20 protein-coding genes are annotated in these 18,877 nt (G+C 76.4%); 11 read left to right on the forward strand and 9 right to left on the reverse strand.

The window, feature by feature from the left end:
* Positions 1-7: 7 nt before the first annotated feature.
* The 7 genes from ACQPYN_RS23115 to ACQPYN_RS23145 form a co-directional block, all read right to left on the reverse strand.
* The gene (locus ACQPYN_RS23115) at positions 8-694 is read right to left on the reverse strand and encodes an SDR family oxidoreductase (RefSeq protein WP_433028177.1); all 687 of its coding nucleotides are present in this window, start codon (positions 692-694) and stop codon (positions 8-10) included.
* Positions 691-2,091 (reverse strand): PfkB family carbohydrate kinase, encoded by a 1,401-nt coding sequence (locus ACQPYN_RS23120; protein WP_433028180.1) that lies wholly within the window; start codon positions 2,089-2,091, stop codon positions 691-693. Before ACQPYN_RS23120 ends, ACQPYN_RS23115 begins: the two co-directional genes overlap by 4 nt.
* The gene (locus ACQPYN_RS23125) at positions 2,088-2,699 is read right to left on the reverse strand and encodes a D-sedoheptulose-7-phosphate isomerase (RefSeq protein ID WP_433028183.1); all 612 of its coding nucleotides are present in this window, start codon (positions 2,697-2,699) and stop codon (positions 2,088-2,090) included. Before ACQPYN_RS23125 ends, ACQPYN_RS23120 begins: the two co-directional genes overlap by 4 nt.
* Positions 2,696-3,940, reverse strand: coding sequence for a glycosyltransferase (locus ACQPYN_RS23130; protein WP_433028186.1), 1,245 nt, complete (start codon positions 3,938-3,940; stop codon positions 2,696-2,698). Before ACQPYN_RS23130 ends, ACQPYN_RS23125 begins: the two co-directional genes overlap by 4 nt.
* A gap of 112 nt (positions 3,941-4,052) precedes the next feature.
* Positions 4,053-5,120 (reverse strand): glycosyltransferase, encoded by a 1,068-nt coding sequence (locus tag ACQPYN_RS23135; protein WP_433028189.1) that lies wholly within the window; start codon positions 5,118-5,120, stop codon positions 4,053-4,055.
* A gap of 52 nt (positions 5,121-5,172) precedes the next feature.
* Positions 5,173-6,237, reverse strand: coding sequence for a glycosyltransferase family 9 protein (locus tag ACQPYN_RS23140; RefSeq protein ID WP_433028192.1), 1,065 nt, complete (start codon positions 6,235-6,237; stop codon positions 5,173-5,175).
* The gene (locus tag ACQPYN_RS23145; protein ID WP_433028195.1) at positions 6,234-6,767 is read right to left on the reverse strand and encodes an HAD-IIIA family hydrolase; all 534 of its coding nucleotides are present in this window, start codon (positions 6,765-6,767) and stop codon (positions 6,234-6,236) included. The genes ACQPYN_RS23140 and ACQPYN_RS23145 overlap by 4 nt, the downstream gene beginning before the upstream one ends.
* Positions 6,768-7,001: 234 nt before the next feature.
* Here ACQPYN_RS23145 and ACQPYN_RS23150 point away from each other — a divergent pair, with 234 nt between their 5' ends.
* From ACQPYN_RS23150 to ACQPYN_RS23170, 5 genes are all read left to right on the forward strand, one after another.
* Complete coding sequence (locus tag ACQPYN_RS23150) at positions 7,002-7,472, forward strand: ATP-binding protein (protein ID WP_433028198.1); 471 nt, start codon at positions 7,002-7,004, stop codon at positions 7,470-7,472.
* Positions 7,473-7,717: 245 nt separating this feature from the next.
* Positions 7,718-8,455, forward strand: coding sequence for a SigB/SigF/SigG family RNA polymerase sigma factor (locus ACQPYN_RS23155; protein WP_274191699.1), 738 nt, complete (start codon positions 7,718-7,720; stop codon positions 8,453-8,455).
* A complete protein-coding gene (locus ACQPYN_RS23160; RefSeq protein WP_433028201.1) occupies positions 8,452-9,453 on the forward strand; it encodes a glycosyltransferase family 9 protein in 1,002 nt (333 codons plus the stop codon). Before ACQPYN_RS23155 ends, ACQPYN_RS23160 begins: the two co-directional genes overlap by 4 nt.
* Positions 9,454-9,645: 192 nt before the next feature.
* Positions 9,646-10,455, forward strand: coding sequence for a DUF2127 domain-containing protein (locus ACQPYN_RS23165; RefSeq protein WP_433028204.1), 810 nt, complete (start codon positions 9,646-9,648; stop codon positions 10,453-10,455).
* Between the two features lie 52 nt (positions 10,456-10,507).
* The gene (locus tag ACQPYN_RS23170; RefSeq protein WP_433028207.1) at positions 10,508-11,353 is read left to right on the forward strand and encodes a DUF1206 domain-containing protein; all 846 of its coding nucleotides are present in this window, start codon (positions 10,508-10,510) and stop codon (positions 11,351-11,353) included.
* On the opposite strand, the gene ACQPYN_RS23175 is transcribed toward ACQPYN_RS23170, so the two are convergent.
* On the reverse strand, positions 11,335-12,396 hold the full coding sequence (locus ACQPYN_RS23175) for an MFS transporter (protein WP_433028209.1): 1,062 nt from the start codon (positions 12,394-12,396) through the stop codon (positions 11,335-11,337). The genes ACQPYN_RS23170 and ACQPYN_RS23175 overlap by 19 nt on opposite strands.
* Before the next feature lie 255 nt (positions 12,397-12,651).
* On the opposite strand from ACQPYN_RS23175, the gene ACQPYN_RS23180 reads away from it, so the two are divergent.
* The 5 genes from ACQPYN_RS23180 to ACQPYN_RS23200 all read left to right on the forward strand — a co-directional run bounded on the left by ACQPYN_RS23180 (position 12,652) and on the right by ACQPYN_RS23200 (position 17,392).
* Positions 12,652-13,539, forward strand: a complete 888-nt coding sequence (locus ACQPYN_RS23180) for a YhjD/YihY/BrkB family envelope integrity protein (protein ID WP_433028211.1) — start codon at positions 12,652-12,654, stop codon at positions 13,537-13,539.
* Positions 13,536-14,354, forward strand: coding sequence for a carotenoid biosynthesis protein (locus ACQPYN_RS23185; protein ID WP_433028213.1), 819 nt, complete (start codon positions 13,536-13,538; stop codon positions 14,352-14,354). The genes ACQPYN_RS23180 and ACQPYN_RS23185 overlap by 4 nt, the downstream gene beginning before the upstream one ends.
* On the forward strand, positions 14,351-15,517 hold the full coding sequence (locus ACQPYN_RS23190) for a glycosyltransferase (protein WP_433028215.1): 1,167 nt from the start codon (positions 14,351-14,353) through the stop codon (positions 15,515-15,517). The genes ACQPYN_RS23185 and ACQPYN_RS23190 overlap by 4 nt, the downstream gene beginning before the upstream one ends.
* Entirely contained in the window at positions 15,514-16,260 is a 747-nt protein-coding gene (locus ACQPYN_RS23195; protein WP_433028217.1) for an NAD(P)-binding protein, read from the forward strand. The genes ACQPYN_RS23190 and ACQPYN_RS23195 overlap by 4 nt, the downstream gene beginning before the upstream one ends.
* Before the next feature lie 181 nt (positions 16,261-16,441).
* The gene (locus ACQPYN_RS23200) at positions 16,442-17,392 is read left to right on the forward strand and encodes a phytoene desaturase family protein (protein ID WP_433028219.1); all 951 of its coding nucleotides are present in this window, start codon (positions 16,442-16,444) and stop codon (positions 17,390-17,392) included.
* A 264-nt stretch (positions 17,393-17,656) separates the two neighbouring features.
* Here ACQPYN_RS23200 and ligD read toward each other — a convergent pair whose 3' ends face one another.
* Positions 17,657-18,655, reverse strand: coding sequence for a non-homologous end-joining DNA ligase (gene ligD, locus ACQPYN_RS23205; protein WP_433028221.1), 999 nt, complete (start codon positions 18,653-18,655; stop codon positions 17,657-17,659).
* A gap of 29 nt (positions 18,656-18,684) precedes the next feature.
* Here ligD and ACQPYN_RS23210 point away from each other — a divergent pair, with 29 nt between their 5' ends.
* On the forward strand, positions 18,685-18,873 hold the full coding sequence (locus tag ACQPYN_RS23210; protein ID WP_433028223.1) for a hypothetical protein: 189 nt from the start codon (positions 18,685-18,687) through the stop codon (positions 18,871-18,873).
* The last annotated feature ends 4 nt before the right edge of the window (positions 18,874-18,877 follow it).

Genomic DNA, 18,877 nt, shown 5'->3' on the forward strand with positions numbered 1-18,877 from the left:
GGGTCGATCACGGGTACGAGCCCTCCTCCGACGACGTGACGACGAGCTCGCGCACCTCGCTGCCGGCCGGTCGCGTCAGCGCGTAGAGCACGGCGTCGGCGGTCTGCGCCGGGTCGTTGAGCTTGGCGTCGGCACCGGGCTTGTACTGGTCGGGGCGGTCGTCGAAGAAGTGCGTCCACATGCCGCCGGGGACCAGCAGCGTCACCCCGACCGTGCCGGCGGTCTCCGCGGCGAGCGCGCGGGTGAAGCCGACGACGCCGAACTTCGAGGCGCAGTAGGCGGTCGCGTCCGACACCGCCTTGACGCCGAGGGTCGAGGAGACGGTGACGACCTTGCCGCGGCGCTGCTCGAGCTGCGGGAGGGCGGCGCGCACGACGGCGGCCGTGCCCAGCAGGTTGACCATGACGACGCGGTCCCACTCGGCGGCGTCGACGTCGACGAGGCGCCCGCAGCGGTCGATGCCGGCGGCGGTGACGACGGCGTCGAGGCCGCCGACCTGGTCGCTCGCCCGCGCCACGGCGTCCTCGGCGGCGCGGGGGTCGGCGAGGTCGACCTCGACGAAGGCGTGCCCGGCGTCGGGCGCCTTCAGGTCGAGGACGACGGGGGTGCCGCCGGCGGCGACGACGGACTCGGCGACGGCGGCGCCGAGGCCGGACGAGCCGCCGGTGATCAGGACGGTGCCAGGGCTGGTCACGGTGTTCCTCCAGTGGGGACGGGTTCGGGTTCGAGGCGCGCGAGCAGCCGCGTGGACGAGCGGCCCGCGTGGTACGGCACGGCGACGACCTCGCCGCCCCAGCCCCGCACCAGCGGGGTCTCGGGCAGCTCGTCGGTCGCGTAGTCGCCGCCCTTGACCCAGACGTCGGGGCGCAGGCGCTCGAGCACCGTGCGCGGGTCGTCCTCGTCGAACACCTCGACGGCGTCGACGGCGGCGAGTGCGCGGAGCATCTCGACGCGGTCGGCCTCGGCGACGACGGGACGGTCGGGACCCTTGAGCCGGCGCACGGAGGCGTCGGAGTTCAGGCAGACCACCAGCACGCCGTCCTCGCCGGCCAAGCGGCGCGCGGCCGCGAGGGTGCGGGCGTGCCCTGCGTGCAGGAGGTCGAAGCAGCCGCCGGTGGCGACCACGGTCGCGCCGCGCTCGCGGGCGGCCGCGACGACGTCGGCGGGTCGCTCCGCGGACGCCGGGTCGGGCACGTCGTCGATGGCGCCCGCCCCGCCCGCGGCCACGAAGTCGGCGGCCGCGGCGACGGCGGCGCGCACCGCGTCGTCGAGTGCGGCGCCGTCGGCGAGGGCGACCGCGGCGGTGGCGGCGAACCGGTCGCCGGCGCCGCACGGGTCGCCGCCGCGGGCCGGTTCGGCGGGCGTCACGGAGGTGCCGGTGGCCCCGCGCAGCACGGCGCCGCGGCTGCCCGCGGTGACGGCGACGGCGTCGACGCCCCAGTGCTCGCGCAGCGCCTCGCCCAGCGCGGCGGGTTCGTGCGGGAACCCCCGTGAGCGAAGTTCCCGGCTATAGCCGGGAACTTCGCTCACGTAGCCGCGAGCCTCCGACATGTTCGGGGTGACGAGCGTGGCGCCGGGGACGGGCGGGGCGCCGTTCGGGTGCGGGTCCCAGACCAGCGGCACCCGGGCCGCGGCGGCGGTGAGGGCCTCGCGGACGGCGGGGTCGGCGGTGAGCCCGCGCCCGTAGTCGGAGACCAGCACCGCGCCGGCCCCGGCGATGGCGTCGAGCACGGGACGATCCACGGAGACGTCCCGAAGCCCGGCCGCGTCGACCCGCAGCAGCACCCGGTCCCCGGCGAGCATCCGGGTCTTGGTCGGCGTCATCCCCTCCGCGGTCGCGGCGACGACGTCCACACCGGTGAGCAACGCGCGCAGCGACTCGGCGTCCTCGCCGAGCGCCGTCACGAGCCGCACCGGCCGCGACGAGGAGCGCGACGCGAGCAGGGCCGTCAGGCCGGCGCCGCCCGGGCGCTCGCGCCTGCTCTCGGCCGCGAGCACCGGCGCGGGCGCGTCCGGGCACAGCCGGTCGACGGCGCCGTGGACGTCGACGTCGCGCAGGCAGTCGCCGACGATCACCAGGGGCGCGCTCACGGGACGAGCTCCTGGGTCGCGCGGGCGGGGGCCGAGACCCGCGAGGCCAGCGACCGGTCGACCATCTCGCACAGCAGGTGCACGGTCACCAGGTGCGCCTCCTGCACCGACGGGGTCTCCCCCGGCAGGCACAGCGCCTCGCTCGCGGCCTCGGCGAGCGGGTTCGGTCCCGGCCCGGTCAGCGCCCAGACGGTGAGCCCGAGCGAGCGGCCCGCCTCGGCCGCGGCCACGAGGTTGGGGCTGCGCCCGCTGGTCGAGAGCAGCATCAGCACGTCGCCGGGACGGCCGTGGGCGCGCACCTGGCGCGCGAAGACCTCGTCGTAGCCGTAGTCGTTGCCGAGCGCCGTCATCGCCGACGTGTCCGCGTGCAGCGCGATCGCCGACAGCGGCTCGCGCTCGCCGCGGTAGCGCCCGACGAGCTCGGCGGTCAGGTGCTGGGCCTCCGCCGCGCTGCCGCCGTTGCCGGCCGCGAGCAGGCGCGAGCCACGGCTCAGGCGGGTCGCGAGGTCGACACCCCAGCGCTCGATGCGTCCCGACTCCCCGGCCAGGCCGTCGAGCGTCGCCCGCAGCCCGCCGAGGTGCCGGTGCACGATCCTGTCGGCGCTCATGCGGGGCTCCCCGTGGTCAGCACGCCGGACGACCTCGTGGTCGACGCCAGGACACCCGCATATGCCTGCTCATGGGCGGCGGCGACGCGGTCCCAGCCGTACTCGGCGACCGCGCGGCGTCGCCCCGCCCGCCCGAACGCCCGGGCGCGGCGGGGATGGGCCCGCAGCGCCTCGAGGGCCGCGGCGACCGCGGCCGGGTCGCCCGCCGGGACGTGGTGGCCGGTGACGTCGTCGACGACGGTGTCCGCGAGCCCGCCGACGGCGGCCGCGACGACGGGGCGCCCGCAGGCCATCGCCTCGAGCGGGACGAGCCCGAACGGCTCGTAGGCCGGGACGCAGGCGACGGCGTCGGAATCGCGGTAGAGCGCCGGCAGCGCGTCGTGGGAGACCGCCCCGAGGAACGTGACGCGGTCGGCGACCCCCGTCCGCGCGGCGAGCGCACGCAGGCGGCGGACCTCGGGATCGTCGTCGAGACGGTCCGCGCTCGGCCCGCCCGCGACGGTCAGCTCGACGTCGCGGGGCAGGCGCCCGAGCGCGGTGATCACCGTGTCGACGCCCTTGCGCGGCACCAGCCGGCTCACGGTGAGCACGCGGAACCCGCCGCGGCCAGAGGTCGGCGCACCCTCGCCCGCCGGCGTGAAGTGCTCCACGTCGACCCCGCAGGGCACGACCGTCACCTGCTCGGCGGGAACGCCCAGCGCGGCGAGCTCGTCGGCCTCGTCGCGGCACGTCGCGAGGACCCGGTCGACCGAGGCGCCGAGATCGCTCTCGGCCGCGACCCGGCGGGCCGGGCTCGTGTCGTCGGCGCCCTGGTGGCGGCGCTTGACCGACCCCAGCGCGTGGAAGGTCTGCACGATCGGCACGCCGAGGGCCCGTGCCGCGGGCAGGGCCGCCAGCCCCGACATCCAGAAATGGGCGTGGACGACGTCGGGCCGCTCCGCGCGCCAGCAGGCGGCCAGGTCGACCGAGAACGCGTCCATGAGGTCGACGAGCTCGTCCTTCGGCAGCTCGGCCGGCGGGCCGGCGTCGACGTGGTCGACCACGACACCGGCCGCCATCGACACCCGCCGCGGCGTGCGCGGGTCGGTGCGGCGGGTGTGGACGACCACCTCGTGCCCGGCGTCGGCCAGCGCCAGCGCGAGCGCGCGCACCGCGACGTTCTGGCCACCGGCGTCGACCCCGCCGAGGCCGTTCGACGCCACCAGCGGGCTGGCGTGCTCGGAGACCATCGCGATCCGCATGCGCGCACTCCTCCCACGACCCCCCGCACGGGGTGGTCGCGTCGTCGCTCGGGTGGCGCCACGGGCGCCGGGGAGGTCACGACCGGCAGGTGCCGGTCCAGGGGGAAAGGGGTCAGCCCGCTGGCTGGAGCCGACCCAATCCACGGGCGAGGGCGGCGTCCTCGTCGACGCCGCCGGGTCCGCCCTCGACGATCTCGCTGAGCAGCCGCTCCCAGTCGTCCAGGAAGCGGTCCAACCCGTGGCGGGCCAGGGCGGAGGCCCGTCCGGCGGCACCCGCGGCGCGGGCGAGGTCGGGGTCGTCGCGATAGGTCCGCAGACCCTCGCGCAGGACCCGCAGGTCGGTGGCGACGACGCCGGCGTCGGCCGGCACGTCGACCGCCACCTCGGTGGTGGCCAGGGCGACCACCGGCATCCCGAGCATCATCGCCTCGATCAGCGACAGGCCCAGGGACGTCCAGCGCACCGGGTGCAGGTAGACCCGTCGGCGCGCCATCTCGGTGTGGAGCCGGTCCTGCGGCAGGTCGCCGCCGATCGCGACGTCCGGGTGGGTCACGGCCTCACCCAGGCGCTCGCTGCCGATCCCGAAGACGTCGAGACCGACGGTGTCGGCGAACCCGGCCAGCAGGTCGGTGCCGGTGACCCGTCCGCGGCGCACCGGCTCGTTGACGACGACCGCCGCCCGGCCGATCTCGCCGGTGTAGCGGTCGCCGGGGTCGAGCACGCCGTGCTCGATCACCCGGGACGGCGCCCGGCCGGTGTCCCACGCCAGGGCGTTGAAGTGGGTGACGTGGACGACGGGGATGTCGTCGCGGTCGGCGAGCGGGTGCCGGGTCGTCGGCACGTCGCCCTTGGGGGTGTTGTGCTCGACGAACACCGCGGGCAGGTCGACGCCGGGGCGCCGACCGGTCCAGCGTTCGGTCAGCTCGATCTCCTCGGGCCGCTGGAGCACCACCACGTCGATCTCGTCGGCGCGCTCGCGCAGCTGCTCGGGGGTGGCCTCCTCGGCCCGTGCCGGCCAGTCCCAGGCCGCCGGACGCCCGCCGCCCCAGGGGCCGCCCTCGGGCAGCACCGGGAGCAGACACGTGTGCCGGCCCTGCACGAAAGCCGTGCTCCAGGAGCCGTGCACGTGCCAGTGCAGGACGGTCCGCGGAACGGACGTCGCGGCGGGCGGGAAGGTCACCGGCGAGGTATTGGTTCCCGCCGGGGACCCATAAACTTCTCCTCCGGAACTACTACTCTCCGTAGATCAAGGCACCCACTGCGGCGACGACATGATCGGCGCGAACACTGTCGAGGCAGGGGTGACCAGGCACGGGACAGGTCCGCGCGCGTGTGCCCCGGCAGGGCGCCTCCTGATCACCGAGCAGAATTCGTCGCACTCCGTAAGGAGCCCACCGCTCCGGGGGCACGACGGGGGCGAACAACGAGACGACCGGCACACCCACCGCGGCCGCCAGATGGGCGGGTCCTGTGTTGCCCACCACCACCGCCCGCGCACCGGCCAGGACGCCGGCGAGCGCACCGAAGGACGTCCGTCCGCCGAGATCCACGCCGTCGCGTCCGGCCACCCGCGCGGTGAGCGCGGCCTCGCCCGGCGCGCCCGTCACGAGCACCCGGTGGCCGGCGGCCGCGAGGGCCGCGACGCCCTCGGTCGCGCGGTGCGGCGACCACGCCCGCGCCGGCACCGAGGCCCCCGGGTGCAGCACCACGTAGGGACCGTCGACGCCGTGTGCGGCGAGCACGTCGGCGGCCTCGCGGCGGGCGTCGTCGTCGATCGTGACCGCGAGCCGCCCGTCGTCGCCCTCGGGGAGTACGTGGCCGGCGCGGGCCGCGATCGCGAGCGCGCGCTCGGCCTCGGGAAGCTCGTCGGGCAGGTCCACGGTGGGATCGAGCGCCGGGTCGCCGGGACGGAGGCGGACGTCGAGCAAGCTGCCGGGGTAGTCGACCGAGGCCGCGGTGATCCGCCCGACGCCCGCCATGCGCAGCACCAGCGCGGTCGGTAGCGGCGACTGGTGGAACGAGGTGAGCACCACCGCCTCGTCGGCGCCCACGGCGGCGAGCGTGTCGACGACCTCCTCGGTGCCCTCGCGCGTCACCGGCGGGGGCTCGCCGTCGACCCAGGGACAGCGCCAGACCTCGACGGCGTCCACTCCGGGCAGCAGGCCGGCCGCCTGCCGGCCGCGCGGCCCGACGAGCATGACGACCTCGTCGGCGCCCGCCGCCACCGCGCGGACCGCCGGTCCGGCGAGCAGGACGTCGCCGTCGCTGTCGAGGCGGACGACGAGCACCCGACTCATGGCGCGAACCCCAGCAGCGTGACGGCCCCGGCCAGGTCGTCGGCGAGGATCCCGCGCGCCGCGGCGTCCTCGATCTCCTCGCGGCGGGTCGCGGGCGTCGGCACGAGCACCGCCCGGGCCCCGGCGGCGTCGGCGGCGCCGACGTCCGCGGCGATGTCGCCGATCACGGCCACGTGGGCGGCCGCGACCCCCAGGGCGGCGGCCGCGTCGAGCACCATCCCGGGCGCGGGCTTGCGGCAGGCGCACCCGTCGTCACGGCCGTGCGGGCACCACCGCCACACCGCGAACGGGCCGAGGATCTCGGCGACCCGGGCGTTGACGGCCTCGACCTGCCCGGTGTCGAGCAGGCCCCGGGCGATGCCGGACTGGTTGCTGACGACGCCGATCGGGACGCCCGCCGCGCGGACCCGATCCAGCGCCGCCGCCGCGTCGGGCATGGCGCGCACGGCGTCGGGGTCGCCGTTGTAGGGGACGTCGACGACGAGGGTGCCGTCGCGGTCGAACAGCACCGCACGGGGCCGGGTGCTCACGGCCCGGGAGCACACCACGGACCGCGCGGCCCCGCACGGCCCGTCCCCCCGGCGGTGTGGGGAGCGTGTGGCCCGCGAGCCGCATCGGTTTGTGGGTGGGGGGCCCGGGTACACGCCCGGAGACCGGGACCGCGCCGGTCCTGTCCGCTCGAACCGGACGTGACCGCCCTGGAGGGAACCGCGTTGATCCGTACCCACCCCCCTGAGGACCGGGGTCCGGGTGCGCCGCGTGACGTGGAAGTGCGTGTCCTGGCCCAGCCGGAGGCGCTCGTCACCGTGCGCACCGTCGCCGGCGATCTCGCGGCCCGGGCCGAGTTCCCCCTGGACGCCGTCGACGATCTCCGGCTCGCCGTGGACGAGGCGTGCACGAGCCTGGCCGGGCTCGCCCGCCCGGGCACCAAGCTCACCGTCACCTTCACGGTGGACGACGACCGGATCACCGTCACCTCGTCCGTCTCGACGACGGGACCGACCGGCCTGCCCACCACGACGTTCGCGTGGCGGGTGCTGACCGTCCTGGCCGACGACGTGCGGGTGCTCTCCGAGGCACCCACCGCTCCCGGCGAGGCGCACCGGCTGGCCCTGCGGATGACGCTGGTGCGTCCGGCGCTGGGTGCCTCGCTCGGCGCGTCCGACGACCAGGTGCCGCCCCGGGACGCCGCCGTGTCCTTCATGCCCGAGCGTCCCCGGAGCCCGGGGACGTGACGCCGTCCTCCGACCCGGCGCCCCCTCCCACTCCAGAGACGACGGATGTGACCTCCATCGACGCCATGGCCGCGACCACCACGACGAGCGACGCGGACGAGGCCGTCGCCTCCGCCGAGTCCGACGAGACCACCGGCACCACGGACACCGCCCCGCGCCCGGCGGCGGACGCCGCGAAGGACACCGGGTCCGGCGGCCGGTCGAACGGGCGGCGCAGCTCCTCGCGGGGCGAGTACGACCACCTCATGCCGAAGCTCGCCGAGCACGCGAAGCTCGAGATGGGGTCCCCGGAGCGGCTGCGGCTACGCGACGAACTGGTGCGCGGGCACCTGCCGGTCGCCCAGCACATCGCGCGGCGGTTCTCCCGGCGCGGCGAGCCGGAGGAGGACCTCGAGCAGGTCGCGACCCTCGGGCTGATCAACGCCGTCGACCGGTACGACCCGGACCGCGGCACCGACTTCCTGTCCTACGCGGTGCCGACGATCACCGGCGAGGTCCGTCGCCACTTCCGTGACCAGGCGTGGTCGATGCGTGTGCCGCGGCGGCTCAAGGACCTCAACGTCACGCTGTCGGCGGCGATGTCGCAGATGTCGCAGACGCTGGGCCGCGCCCCCAACGCCCCCGAGCTGGCCGAGCACCTGGGCATCTCCAAGGAGGAAGTGCTCGAGGCGCTCGAGGCGTCGAACGCCTACCGCAGCGGCTCGCTCGACGAGATGCTCGTCGACGACCCGGACTCCGGCAAGGTCTCCGACCTGCTCGGCGAGGCCGACGCGGCCCTCGAGCAGGTCGAGTACCAGCAGACGCTGGCCCCGCTGCTCGAGAAGCTGCCCCAGCGCGAGCGGACGATCATCAAGCTGCGCTTCTTCGGCAACCTGACGCAGTCGCAGATCGCCGAGCACGTCGGCATCTCCCAGATGCACGTCTCCCGCCTGCTCGCGAAGACGCTGGTCCAGCTGCGCGGGGACGTCGGCGACGCGCGGTGAGCTCCCGCCCGACGGCCGTCGTCCTGCGCGACCTCGGCCTGGGCGACCTGCTCGTCGCCGTCCCCGCCCTGCGGCTGCTGCGCCGGGCGCTGCCCGACCACGAGATCGTCCTCGTGGCCCCGGACGCCCTCGCTCCCCTCGTGGCCCGGATCGAGGCGGTGGACACCCATGTGAGTGATGTTCACGGCTATAGCCGTGAACATCACTCACGGGTCGACGTGGCCGTGAACCTCCACGGGCGCGGGCCCGAGAGCCACGCGCGCCTCGATGCGCTGGCCCCGCGCCGGCGGATCGGGCACGCGGCGCCGGGCTGGGACGGGCCGGCGTGGGTCGACGACCCCACGCGCCCCGAACGACACCGCTGGTGCGACCTGCTCGCCGCGACCGGCCTGGTCGACGCCGCGACCGCGCGGGACGGGGCCGACGACCTCACGCTGCCCGGACGCCGGGCCGTCGCCTCCGGGCCCGTCGTCGTGCACCCGGGCGCCGCCTACGGCGCCAAGCGCTGGCCGGCGAAGCGGTTCGCCGCGTGCGCCGCCGCGCTGCAGGCGCGGGGTCACCCGGTGGTCGTGACGGGCTCGAGCAGCGAGCACCGGCTCACCGCCGAGGTCGTGGCCCGGGCGGGCCTGCCCGTCGACGCCGACCTCGGCGGGCGCACCGACCTCGCCGGGCTGCTCGACCTCGTGGCCGCCTCCGCGCTCGTCCTCGCGGGCGACACCGGCATCAGCCACGTGGCGACGGCGTTCGGCACGCCCTCGGTGACCCTGTTCGGCCCCGTGCCTCCGACGCAGTGGGGCCCGCCCCCGGGCGGCCCCCACGTCGTGCTCGGCGACGACACGGTCCGACGCGGCGAGCGCTTCGCCGACGACCCCGACCCCGCGCTGCTCGCCGTCACCCCCTCCGACGTCCTGGCCGCGCTCCCCTCCCCCGCGGTCCCCTCCCCCGCGGTCCGGAGCATCGTCGGCCCTGTCGGTGGGCCGCGGTCGTGGACGGTGTGACGCGGCGGGCCGGCGTCCACCTCGTCGGCGACGCTTCGGTTTCCGAAGCATTCTTCGAACCCCTGTCGGTCGCCCGCGCTCGTGACGGTGTGACGCGGCGGGCTGGCGTCCACCTCGTCGGCGACGCTTCGGTTTCCGAAGCTTCGTCCGCACCCGTGTCGGGTCAGCCGTGTCCGCCTAGCATCACGAACCGTGAGACTGCGCTACGAGCTCCTGGGCTGTGCGCTGCACGGGCACGCGCTCGTCGGCACCGACGCGGCCACGGTCCGTACGCAGGACGCGCAGCTCGTGCGGGAGGACGCCGACGGCCTGCGCTGGCACCGCTGCCTGCGCTGTGACGCCTGGGAGCCCCGCGCGGCGCCCACGACACCCACCCGCGAGACCGCCCCCGAGCCCGACGAGATCGACGTCCCGCTGCGCGGCCGCCCGCTGCGCGACCGCTACGTGCTGCGCCTCATCGCCCTCGACCGCGCCCTGCACGTCGTCGGCCTCGGGCTGCTCGGCACCGCCGTGCTCCTGTTCGCGGCCTACCGCGCGAGCTGGGGCCCGATCGTGGGCCAGATCGTCGGCATCCTGCAGGCGAGCCTCGGCGGCCCGGTCGGCCACGGCGGCCCGACGCTGCTCACCGAGGTCGAGCGCGCCTTCGACGTCCCGTCCTCCACGCTCTACTGGCTCGCGCTCGTGCTGCTGGCCTACGCGGTGCTCGAGGCCGTCGAGGCGGTCGGGCTCTGGTACGCGCGGCGCTGGGCGGAGTACCTGACGTTCGTCGCCACCACCGTCCTGCTCGCGCTCGAGATCTGGGAGCTGAGCCACGGACCGACGCCGACGAAGATCCTCGCCCTGGTGGTCAACATCGCCGTGATCGTCTATCTCCTCGTCGCCAAGCGCCTGTTCGGGGTGCGGGGCGGCGGGCGCGCCGAGGAGGCCGAGCGCGCCCACGACACCGGGTGGCCCGCGGTGGAGCGGGCCGGTCCCGGCATCGATCGGCTGACGCCGCGCTGAAGACTCGTCACACGTGGGTGGTGATCGGCCGTCCGAGGTATAGGACGGACCCGTGACGATCTCGTCGGGGACGGCCCCGCCCCCGCGGACGACCCCCGACCCCGACTGGCACGACGCCCCGGGCCACTGGTCGGAGCTCCTGGGCCGCGCCGGCCTCGTCGCCTACGGGATCGTGCACCTCCTGCTGGCCTGGCTGGCCGGCGCCCTCGCCGCGCTGGGCGCGATGTCGCCCGTCGACCAGGGCGGCGCCGTCGCGATCGTCGCCCGCAGCGGCCTCCTCGGACGGGTCCTGCTCGCCGTCGCGACGGTGTGCCTCGTGACCTTCGCGGTCTGGCAGGTCCGTGCGGGCACCGTGGGGTTCCGGTGGGTCGAGGGGCGCGGCCTGCGTCGGCGCAAGCGCATCGGCGCGTTCGCCAAGGCCCTCGGCGTCAGCGGCGTCGCCTACCTGGCCGTGCGGGTCCTCGTGAGCGGCCCCGGCGACGGGTCCGACCTGCGGGTGCTCACCACCGAGATCTTCGGCCTGCCCGGCGGGCGGCTCCTCGTGCTCCTCGCCGCGATCGTCGTGCTGATCACGGCGATCTCCACCGCGTTCACCGGCGTCCGCGCGACCTTCCTCGGCGACCTCGTCCCCGAGAAGCTCACCCCCCGCCTGCGCCACCTCGCCCGCTGGCTCGGCGCGGTGGGCAACCTGACCCGCGCCGTCGTCTTCGCCGGGGTCGGCGTCCTCGCCCTCGGCGCCGTCCTCGACGACGACCCGGACGAGGTCGCGGGGCTCGACGTCGCGCTGCGCACCGTCGCCGAGCACACGCTGGGCACGACGGCCCTGGCGATCGCGAGCCTCGGCTTCGCCGCCTACGGCCTGTACTGCCTGGTCGACGCCTACGCCCGCCATCCCTGAGCCCCCACCGACACCCGGGGCCGTCGCGGCACCCACAGCCCCGCCACGGCGCCCAGGGCCGTGAGCGCGGCGCACACGGCCATCGTGGGGACGAACCCGGCCAGGAAGTCGGCGGCGTCGGCGTAGCCCCCGAGCGGCGCGAACACCGCCACGAGCAGCGCCAGGCCCAGCACCCCGCCGAGCTCGCGCAGCGTGCTGTTCACCCCGGCCGCCTTGCCGACGTCGGCCGGCCCGAGCCCGCCCAGCACCGCGTTCGCGGCGGCGGGCATGGCCAGCGAGCCGCCGACGCTCGAGACGAGGAAGCCGGGCACGAGGTCGACGTAGGAGAGGTCCGCGGACGCGGCGGCGAGCGCGATCCACGCCGTCCCCAACGCCGTGAGCACCAGCCCGACCACGAGCGGCGGCCGGTTGCCGATCCGGTCGGCCAGCAGGCCCCCGACCGGCCCCAGCACGAACAGCGCCGACGTCCACGCCATGAGCCCGAGCCCGGCCCCCAGCGGCGAGAACCCGAGGCCGACCGCGAGGAGCTGCGAGTAGAAGAAGACGCCACCGAAGACCGAGACGAACAGGCCGACGGTCGCGAGGTTGCCCGCCACGAACCCGGGCGCGCGCAGCAGCCGACCGGGCAGCAGCGGCTCGAGCGCTCGGCGCTGCCGGAGCACGAAGGCCACCGCCAGCGCCGCGGCCGCGACGAGGCACGCGAGCACCTCGACCGATCCCCACCCCGCGACGTTGCCGCGCGTCAGGCCCCACACGAGCGCGAGCGCCCCGGCCGCGAGCAGCACCACGCCGGGGGTGTCCAGGCGCGTGTCCCCGCCGCGGGACTCCGGCACCACCGCGAGCACGAGGGGCACGACGACCAGCCCGATGGGCACGTTGAGCCAGAACACGAACTCCCACCCGACGACGTCGGTGACGACGCCGCCGAGCCCGGGCCCGGCGAGCACGGCGAGGCCGGTGACGCCCTCGAGGACACCGAGGGCGCGTCCGCGCTGCTCGGGCGGGTACGCGGCGCCGACGAGGGTCAGCGCGAGCGCGGTCACCGGCCGTCGAGACGACCAGCGTGTCCAGCGCGCACATCAGCGAGGTCACCGATGCGAGCAGCAGCACCCCGGTGCGCTGTCGCGGAGACATGACCCGTCCTCCTCCGACTCCTCGCGGGGGCTGTCCCCGCACTCCTGGTGTGGGACTCGGTTCGTCGTCAGGACTCATCGGTATCGCGGTGATATCGACTGAGAAGGGCCTGTGACCCGCGCCGCGATCGGTTGTGCCACCACCACCTCGGGTACGCCCGGCCGGTGCCCCGTCGACCCGCGCCGATCGCTGCGTGCCTGGCGCTCGCCCGGGACGTCGGAGCGACGTTGCGCGGACGCGACCTCGCCGCCGTCGCGGCCGGACTGACCTACTTCGCCGCCCTCGGCGTCGTGCCGTGGCTGCTGCTCGCGGTGTGGGGCGCGGCGCTGCTCACGTCGCCCGAGACGGTCGGCGCCTACCTCGCCGACCTGCGCCTGCTCGTGCCGCCGGAGATGGGCGCGCGGCCGGTCTACGACGCCCTCGTGCGCGCCGGGCTCGACCTCGGCCCGTGGGGCGCGCTCGTCACCGTCCTGCCCGCGACGTTCTACGGCGAGGGCCTGCGCCGCGCGTGCCTGCGCCTGTCGCCGCGTCGCGACCGCTTCACCGGCTGGCGCGCGCGGGTGAGCCTGCTGCCCCTCGTGCTCGTGGTGCCCGTCCTCGCCCTCGGGGTGTTCGCCGGCGCGCCGCTGCTCGCCGACCTCGCCCGCACCGGCGGGTTCCTGGCCACCGCCGGCTGGATCGTGGTCGCCTTCCACCTCTCCTTCGTCGCGCTCGGCGTCGTGCTGGCCTGGGGGTTCGGCATCGTCGCGCCCGGCGGCCCGCGCTGGCGGGCCACCCTGATCGGGGCGTTCGGGACCGCGGCGGTGCTCGCCGGGTTCCTCCAGGGCTTCCTGCTGTTCCTCGCCCTGCCGATCGACCTGGGCATCCCGTTCGGCGGGCTCGACGTCGTCGGCGCGGCGGTCGCGATCGCCCTCTGGATGTTCGTGCTGCACGTGCTGCTGCTGACGGGCTGGGCGGCCACCGACGCGCTCGACCGGCGCCTGCGATCAGCTCCGCCCGCGGAGCCGCCCGTCCGGGAGACCGCGCCCGTCGCGGTCGGGGCCGGCCGATGAGCCACGCGACCCGCGTCCGGCCCGCCGTCACCGGCCACCCGGGCGTCCGTCCGACCCGGCACGCCGTGCCCTGGGCGCTCGGCGCCGGCGTGGTCGGCGTGCAGATCGCCTTCCCGCTCACCGGCGGCGGAACGCCGACGCTCACCGTGCTCGCGGTGGTCCTCTTCGCATGCGCCTCGGTGGTGCACGCCCTGCTCACCCGCGGCTCCGGCGCCGCCGTCGGCCTCGTCGTCGTCGCGGGCGGGGGCGGCCTGGCCGCCGAGGCGATCGGGCTCGCGACCGGCCTGCCGTTCGGGCAGTACGCCTACACCGGCTCGCTCGGCACCGCCGTACTCGGCGTGCCACTGGTCGTCCCGGCCGCGTGGATCATGATGGCCTACCCGTCGCTGATCGTCGGGCGACGTCTGACCGCGGCGCTCGGCCGGGGCCGGGGCGTCACCACCGCGATCGGGGCCTGGGCGCTCGCCACCTGGGACGTCTTCCTCGACCCGCAGATGGTCGAGGCCGGCCACTGGTACTGGCTCGAGCCGTGGCCGACGCTGCCCGGGATCCCGGGCATCCCGGTGTCCAACTTCGCCGGCTGGCTGCTCGTCGCCCTGCTGATGATCGCCGCGCTGGACCGCGTGCTGCCCGACCGCCACGACGGCGACGACCGGCTGCCGCTCGCGCTGTGGTGCTGGACGTTCCTCTCGTCGACGATGGCCGCCGCGGTGTTCTTCGGACGGCCCTCGGTCGCGCTCGTCGGCGGGCTGCTCATGGGTCTCGTCGGGGTGCCGCTGCTGGTGGTGCTCTCCCGCCGCGGGAGCGACGCGTGAAGCTCGTCGGGATCGGCACGACGCTCGCCCTCGCCTCGCTCGGCCTCACCGTCGACAACCTGCGGCGCCTGCCCGTCCCCGACCCGGCCGCGCCGCCCCCGGGCGAGCGCGTCGCGGTCCTCGTGCCGGCCCGCGACGAGGCCGCCGGCATCGGTGACGCCGTGCGGGCCCTGCTCGCGGCCGTCGACGGTTGGTCGGCCCCGGTGGAGATCGTGGTGCTCGACGACGGGTCCGCCGACGGCACCGGCGCGCGGGTGCGGGAGCTCGGCGACCCGCGGGTGCGGGTGCTCGACGGCGTGCCGCCCCCGCCCGGCTGGCTCGCGAAGCCCTGGGCCTGCCACCAGCTCGTGGGCGCGGCGCACCCGCGCACCGGGGTGTTCGTCTTCGTCGACGCCGACGTCCGCGTCGCGCCGTACGGGCTTGCCGCCACGGTCGACCTGCTGCGCCGCCGCGGGCTCGACCTCGTCTCGCCGCACCCGCGCCAGCTCGCCGAGGGCGGCGCCGAGCGCCTGGTCCAGCCGCTGCTGGCGTGGTCGTGGCTCGCGATGCTGCCGCTGCGGGCCGCCGAGCTCTCGTCCCGCCCGACGCTCACGGCGGCCAACGGGCAGCTGCTCGCCGTCGACGCGCAGACCTACCGGGCCGCCGGCGGCCATTCGCGCGGCGAGGTCCTCGACGACCTCGCCCTGCTCCGGGCGATCAAGCGGGCCGGCGGCCACGGGATCGTCGCCGACGGCACGGACGTCGCGTCGTGCCGCATGTACCGGGGCGCCGGCGAGCTGCGCGAGGGCTACGCGAAGTCGTTGTGGGCCGCGTTCGGGTCGCCGGCGGGCGCCGCCGGGGTGCTCGCGCTCCTCGGCGTCACCTACGTCCTGCCCGCCCTGGCGGCGCTGGGCGGCTCGCGGGTCGGCCTCGTCGGCTACCTCGCGGGGGTCGCGAGCCGGGCGCTCGCCGCCCGGCGGACGGGCGCCCGGGTCCGCGACGCGGTCGCCCACCCCGTGTCCGTGCTCGCGGTCGGCGCGCTGACCGTCGACTCCCTGCGGCGCCGGCGCGCGGGCACGCTGCGCTGGCGGGGCCGACCGGTCGAGGCCGGGACGGGGTCCGGGTCCGGGTCCGGGTCCGGGTCCGGGTCCGAGCAGCCATCCCAGCAGCGGCCTGCCGTGTGACCGACCCGCGCGTCGTGGTCGTCGGCGGCGGGCTCGGCGGGCTGGCGACGGCGGCGCGGCTGGCGGCCTCCGGCTCCCCGGTGACGCTGCTCGAGCAGGCCGAGCGGGTCGGCGGGAAGCTCGGCGCCGTCGAGCTCGGCGGCTTCCGCTTCGACACCGGCCCCTCGCTGGTGACCATGCCCGCGGTGTTCGAGCGACTCTTCGCCGACACCGGGGCGCCCCTGCACGACGTCCTCGGCCTCCGGCGCCTCGACGTCGCCGCCCGCTACCGCTTCGGCGACGGCGTGGAGCTCGACCTGCCCGGGGAGCGCCTGGCGATCGCGCCGGCGATGGACGCCGCGCTCGGCGACGGGGCCGGCGCGCAGTGGGAGGCGTTCCTGCGCCACGCCGAGCGGGTGTGGAGGCGACCCACGAGCACTTCCTGGAGTCGCCGGTGTCCCCGGGCGGGCTCGCCCGCCTGTCGCTGCGGGTGCGCGACCTGGTCGCCGTCGCCCCCTGGCGCAGCCTGCGCGGGGTGGGCGCGCGCCACCTCCGCGACCCGCGCCTGGGCCTGCTGCTCGACCGCTACGCCACCTACTCCGGCTCCGACCCCCGCCGAGCCCCCGCCGCGCTGGCCGTCGTGCCGTACGTGGAGCAGCAGTTCGGGTCCTGGTACGTGCCCGGCGGGCTGCGCCGGCTCGCGGAGGCGGTCGCGGACCGGTGCCGGGCGCTGGGGGTCACGCTGCGGACCGGCGAGCGGGTGACGTCGATCGACACCGCCGGCGGGCGCGTGCGCGGGGTACGGCTCGGGTCCGGGGAGGGCGTGGCGGCCGACGTCGTCGTCGCGAACGCCGACGCGGGCACGGTGTACGGGCCCGGCGGGCTCCTCCCCACGCGCCGTCGGCGCGGCGGCTGGCGCGCACGACGCCGTCGTCGTCGGGGTTCGTGCTGCTACTCGGGCTCGACGGCCGCGACCCGGCGACCCCGCACCACCGGGTGCTCTTCCCGCCGTCGCGCGCGGCCTACGACGCGGAGTTCGACGCGTACCGCGGTGCGGAGCCGCCGGCCGAGCCGGCGGTGTACGTGCACGCTCCCGACGACCCCGCGCTGCGCCCCGACGACGATTCCGAGGCGTGGTTCGTGCTGGTCACCGCGCCGCGCCACGATCCGGGCGGCGGCGTCGACTGGGACGCGCCGGGGCTCGCGGCGCGCTACGCCGAGCGCATCCTGGCGCTGATGGCCGAGCGCGGCGTGGACGTCCGGCACCGCATCCGCCACTGCGCGGTGCGCACGCCCGCCGACCTCGAGCGCGAGACCCTCTCGCCCGGCGGCTCGATCTACGGCACCTCGTCCGACGGCGCCCTCGCGGCGTTCCTGCGCCCGGCCAACCGCTCGCCGGTCGACGGGCTCTACCTCGTCGGCGGCTCCGCCCACCCCGGCGGCGGCCTCCCCCTCGTCACCCTGTCGGCCGAGATCACCGCGCGCCTCGTCCGTGAGCGATGTTCGCGGCTATCGCCGCGAACATCGCTCACGGGTGCTCACGGGAGGAGCCGGCGGCGGACCGTCACGACCACCTGGGTGAAACCGACGACCGCGAGGACGGCCGCGACCGCCAGCGCGATCGTCGCCACCGGCAGACCCGGGCTCACCAGCGCGCCGACCAGCCCGAGCGCCGTGACGATCACGCGCGACGGCCGCTCCCACACGCTCACGACGCCGACGTCGGGCAGCCGCGCCGAGGCCCGCACCGACTCCTGGAGCAGCGTCAGCACGCCCACCCCGGCCGCGAGCCACCCCGGCCCGCCCGCCAGCACCAGCGCCGCGAGGAACGCCACGTCGCCGATCCGGTCGACCAGCGGGTCGAGCACACGCCCCACGCTGTCGCGGTGTCGGTGAGCACCGCGACCGCCCCGTCCAGCCCGTCGAGCAGCGCGCACACGACCGCCAGCACCGCCCCGGCCAGCAGGCCCCACCGCCCGGCCAGGACCGCGAGGGGCACCGCCACCCCGCACAGCGCCGACGCCCCCGTCAGCACCCACGGCGGCACACGCCGGCGCGCCAGCGGCCGCACGACGACGAACACGAGCCGCAGCCACCCGAGGACCAGCCCGCGCGGCTCGATCCCCCCGTGCGCCGCCGACCACCGCGCGAGGAAGTCGTTCACTGCTCCCGCACGACCTCCGCCGGGTCCTTGTCGATGCGCAGGCCCTGGTAGCGCGGGTGGCGCAGCCGGCCGTCGGTGGTCCACTCGCCGAACCCGACCGCGCACACCAGCTCCGGCCGCACCCAGTGCTGCCCCTTCTCCCGGGGCGCATCGGCGAAGGGGCACTCGTCGGTCGCGAGCGGGTCGAGGCGGTCGCGCAGCATCGTCAGCGTCGCGGCGTCGTAGCCGGTGCCGACCTTGCCCGCGTACCTCAGCCCGTCCACCCCGGCGGCGTGGTAGCCCACCAGCAGCGCCCCCAGCCCGCGCCGCGACCCCGAGGGGTCGGTCCAGCCGCCGATGACGAACTCCTGGTCGCGCACGCACTTGAGCTTGAGCCAGTCGCGGCTGCGCCCGCCGACCACGTACGGCGCCTCGCTGCGCTTGGCGATCAGCCCCTCCCAGCCCTCGGCGCACGCCTCGGTGAGCAGGTCCGACGGGTCGCCCTCGAGGGCGGGCGAGCGGAACAGCGGCGCCGCCGCGTCGACGACCGCGTCCAGGATCCGGTGCCGCGTCGACTGCGGGAGCCGCGTGACGTCGATGTCGTCGAGCACCAGCAGGTCGAACAGGTGCGCCTCGACCTCCACCCCGGTGCGCCGCGCCCGGTTCGGGTCCTGGAGGTGCATGCGCGCCTGCAGGCTCGAGAACGTCCCGTCGGCGGCGGTGATCTCCCCGTCGAGCACGAAGCTCCCCGGCCCGTGCTCGTCGAGGGCCTCGACGATCTCGGGGTAGCTCGCGTCCATCGGCTTCTGGTTGCGCGACCACAGGCGCGTCGACTGCCCGCGCTCCCGCGTCGCGATCATCCGGACGCCGTCGAGCTTGCGCTCGAACACCCACCCCGCACCCGGCGGGTGCTCCTTCGACAGCGTCGCGAGCATCGGCGCCCGGTACCCCGCGTCGTCGGCACGGCGCAGCGCGCGCTGCTGCTCGGGCGGGAGGTCCCACACGTCGTCCGGCACCCCGCCTTCCTACCGCCTACGGTCGCGCCATGAGCGAGCAGCGCAACGAGGCCGCGAACATCGAGCAGCGCTACGTCGCCGAGCAGAACGACGAGGAGGCGCTGGTCGAGGGTCTCGACCCCGCGAAGCCCCGCGAGCAGAAGACCTCCGACGCCGTCGCTGCATCGGGTGACGACGTCGAGGAGCACGTCGACGAGATGACCGACCCCGAGCGGTGACGCC

The sequence above is a fragment of the Actinomycetospora sp. CA-053990 genome (assembly GCF_050948445.1).
Classification (GTDB): domain Bacteria; phylum Actinomycetota; class Actinomycetes; order Mycobacteriales; family Pseudonocardiaceae; genus Actinomycetospora; species Actinomycetospora callitridis.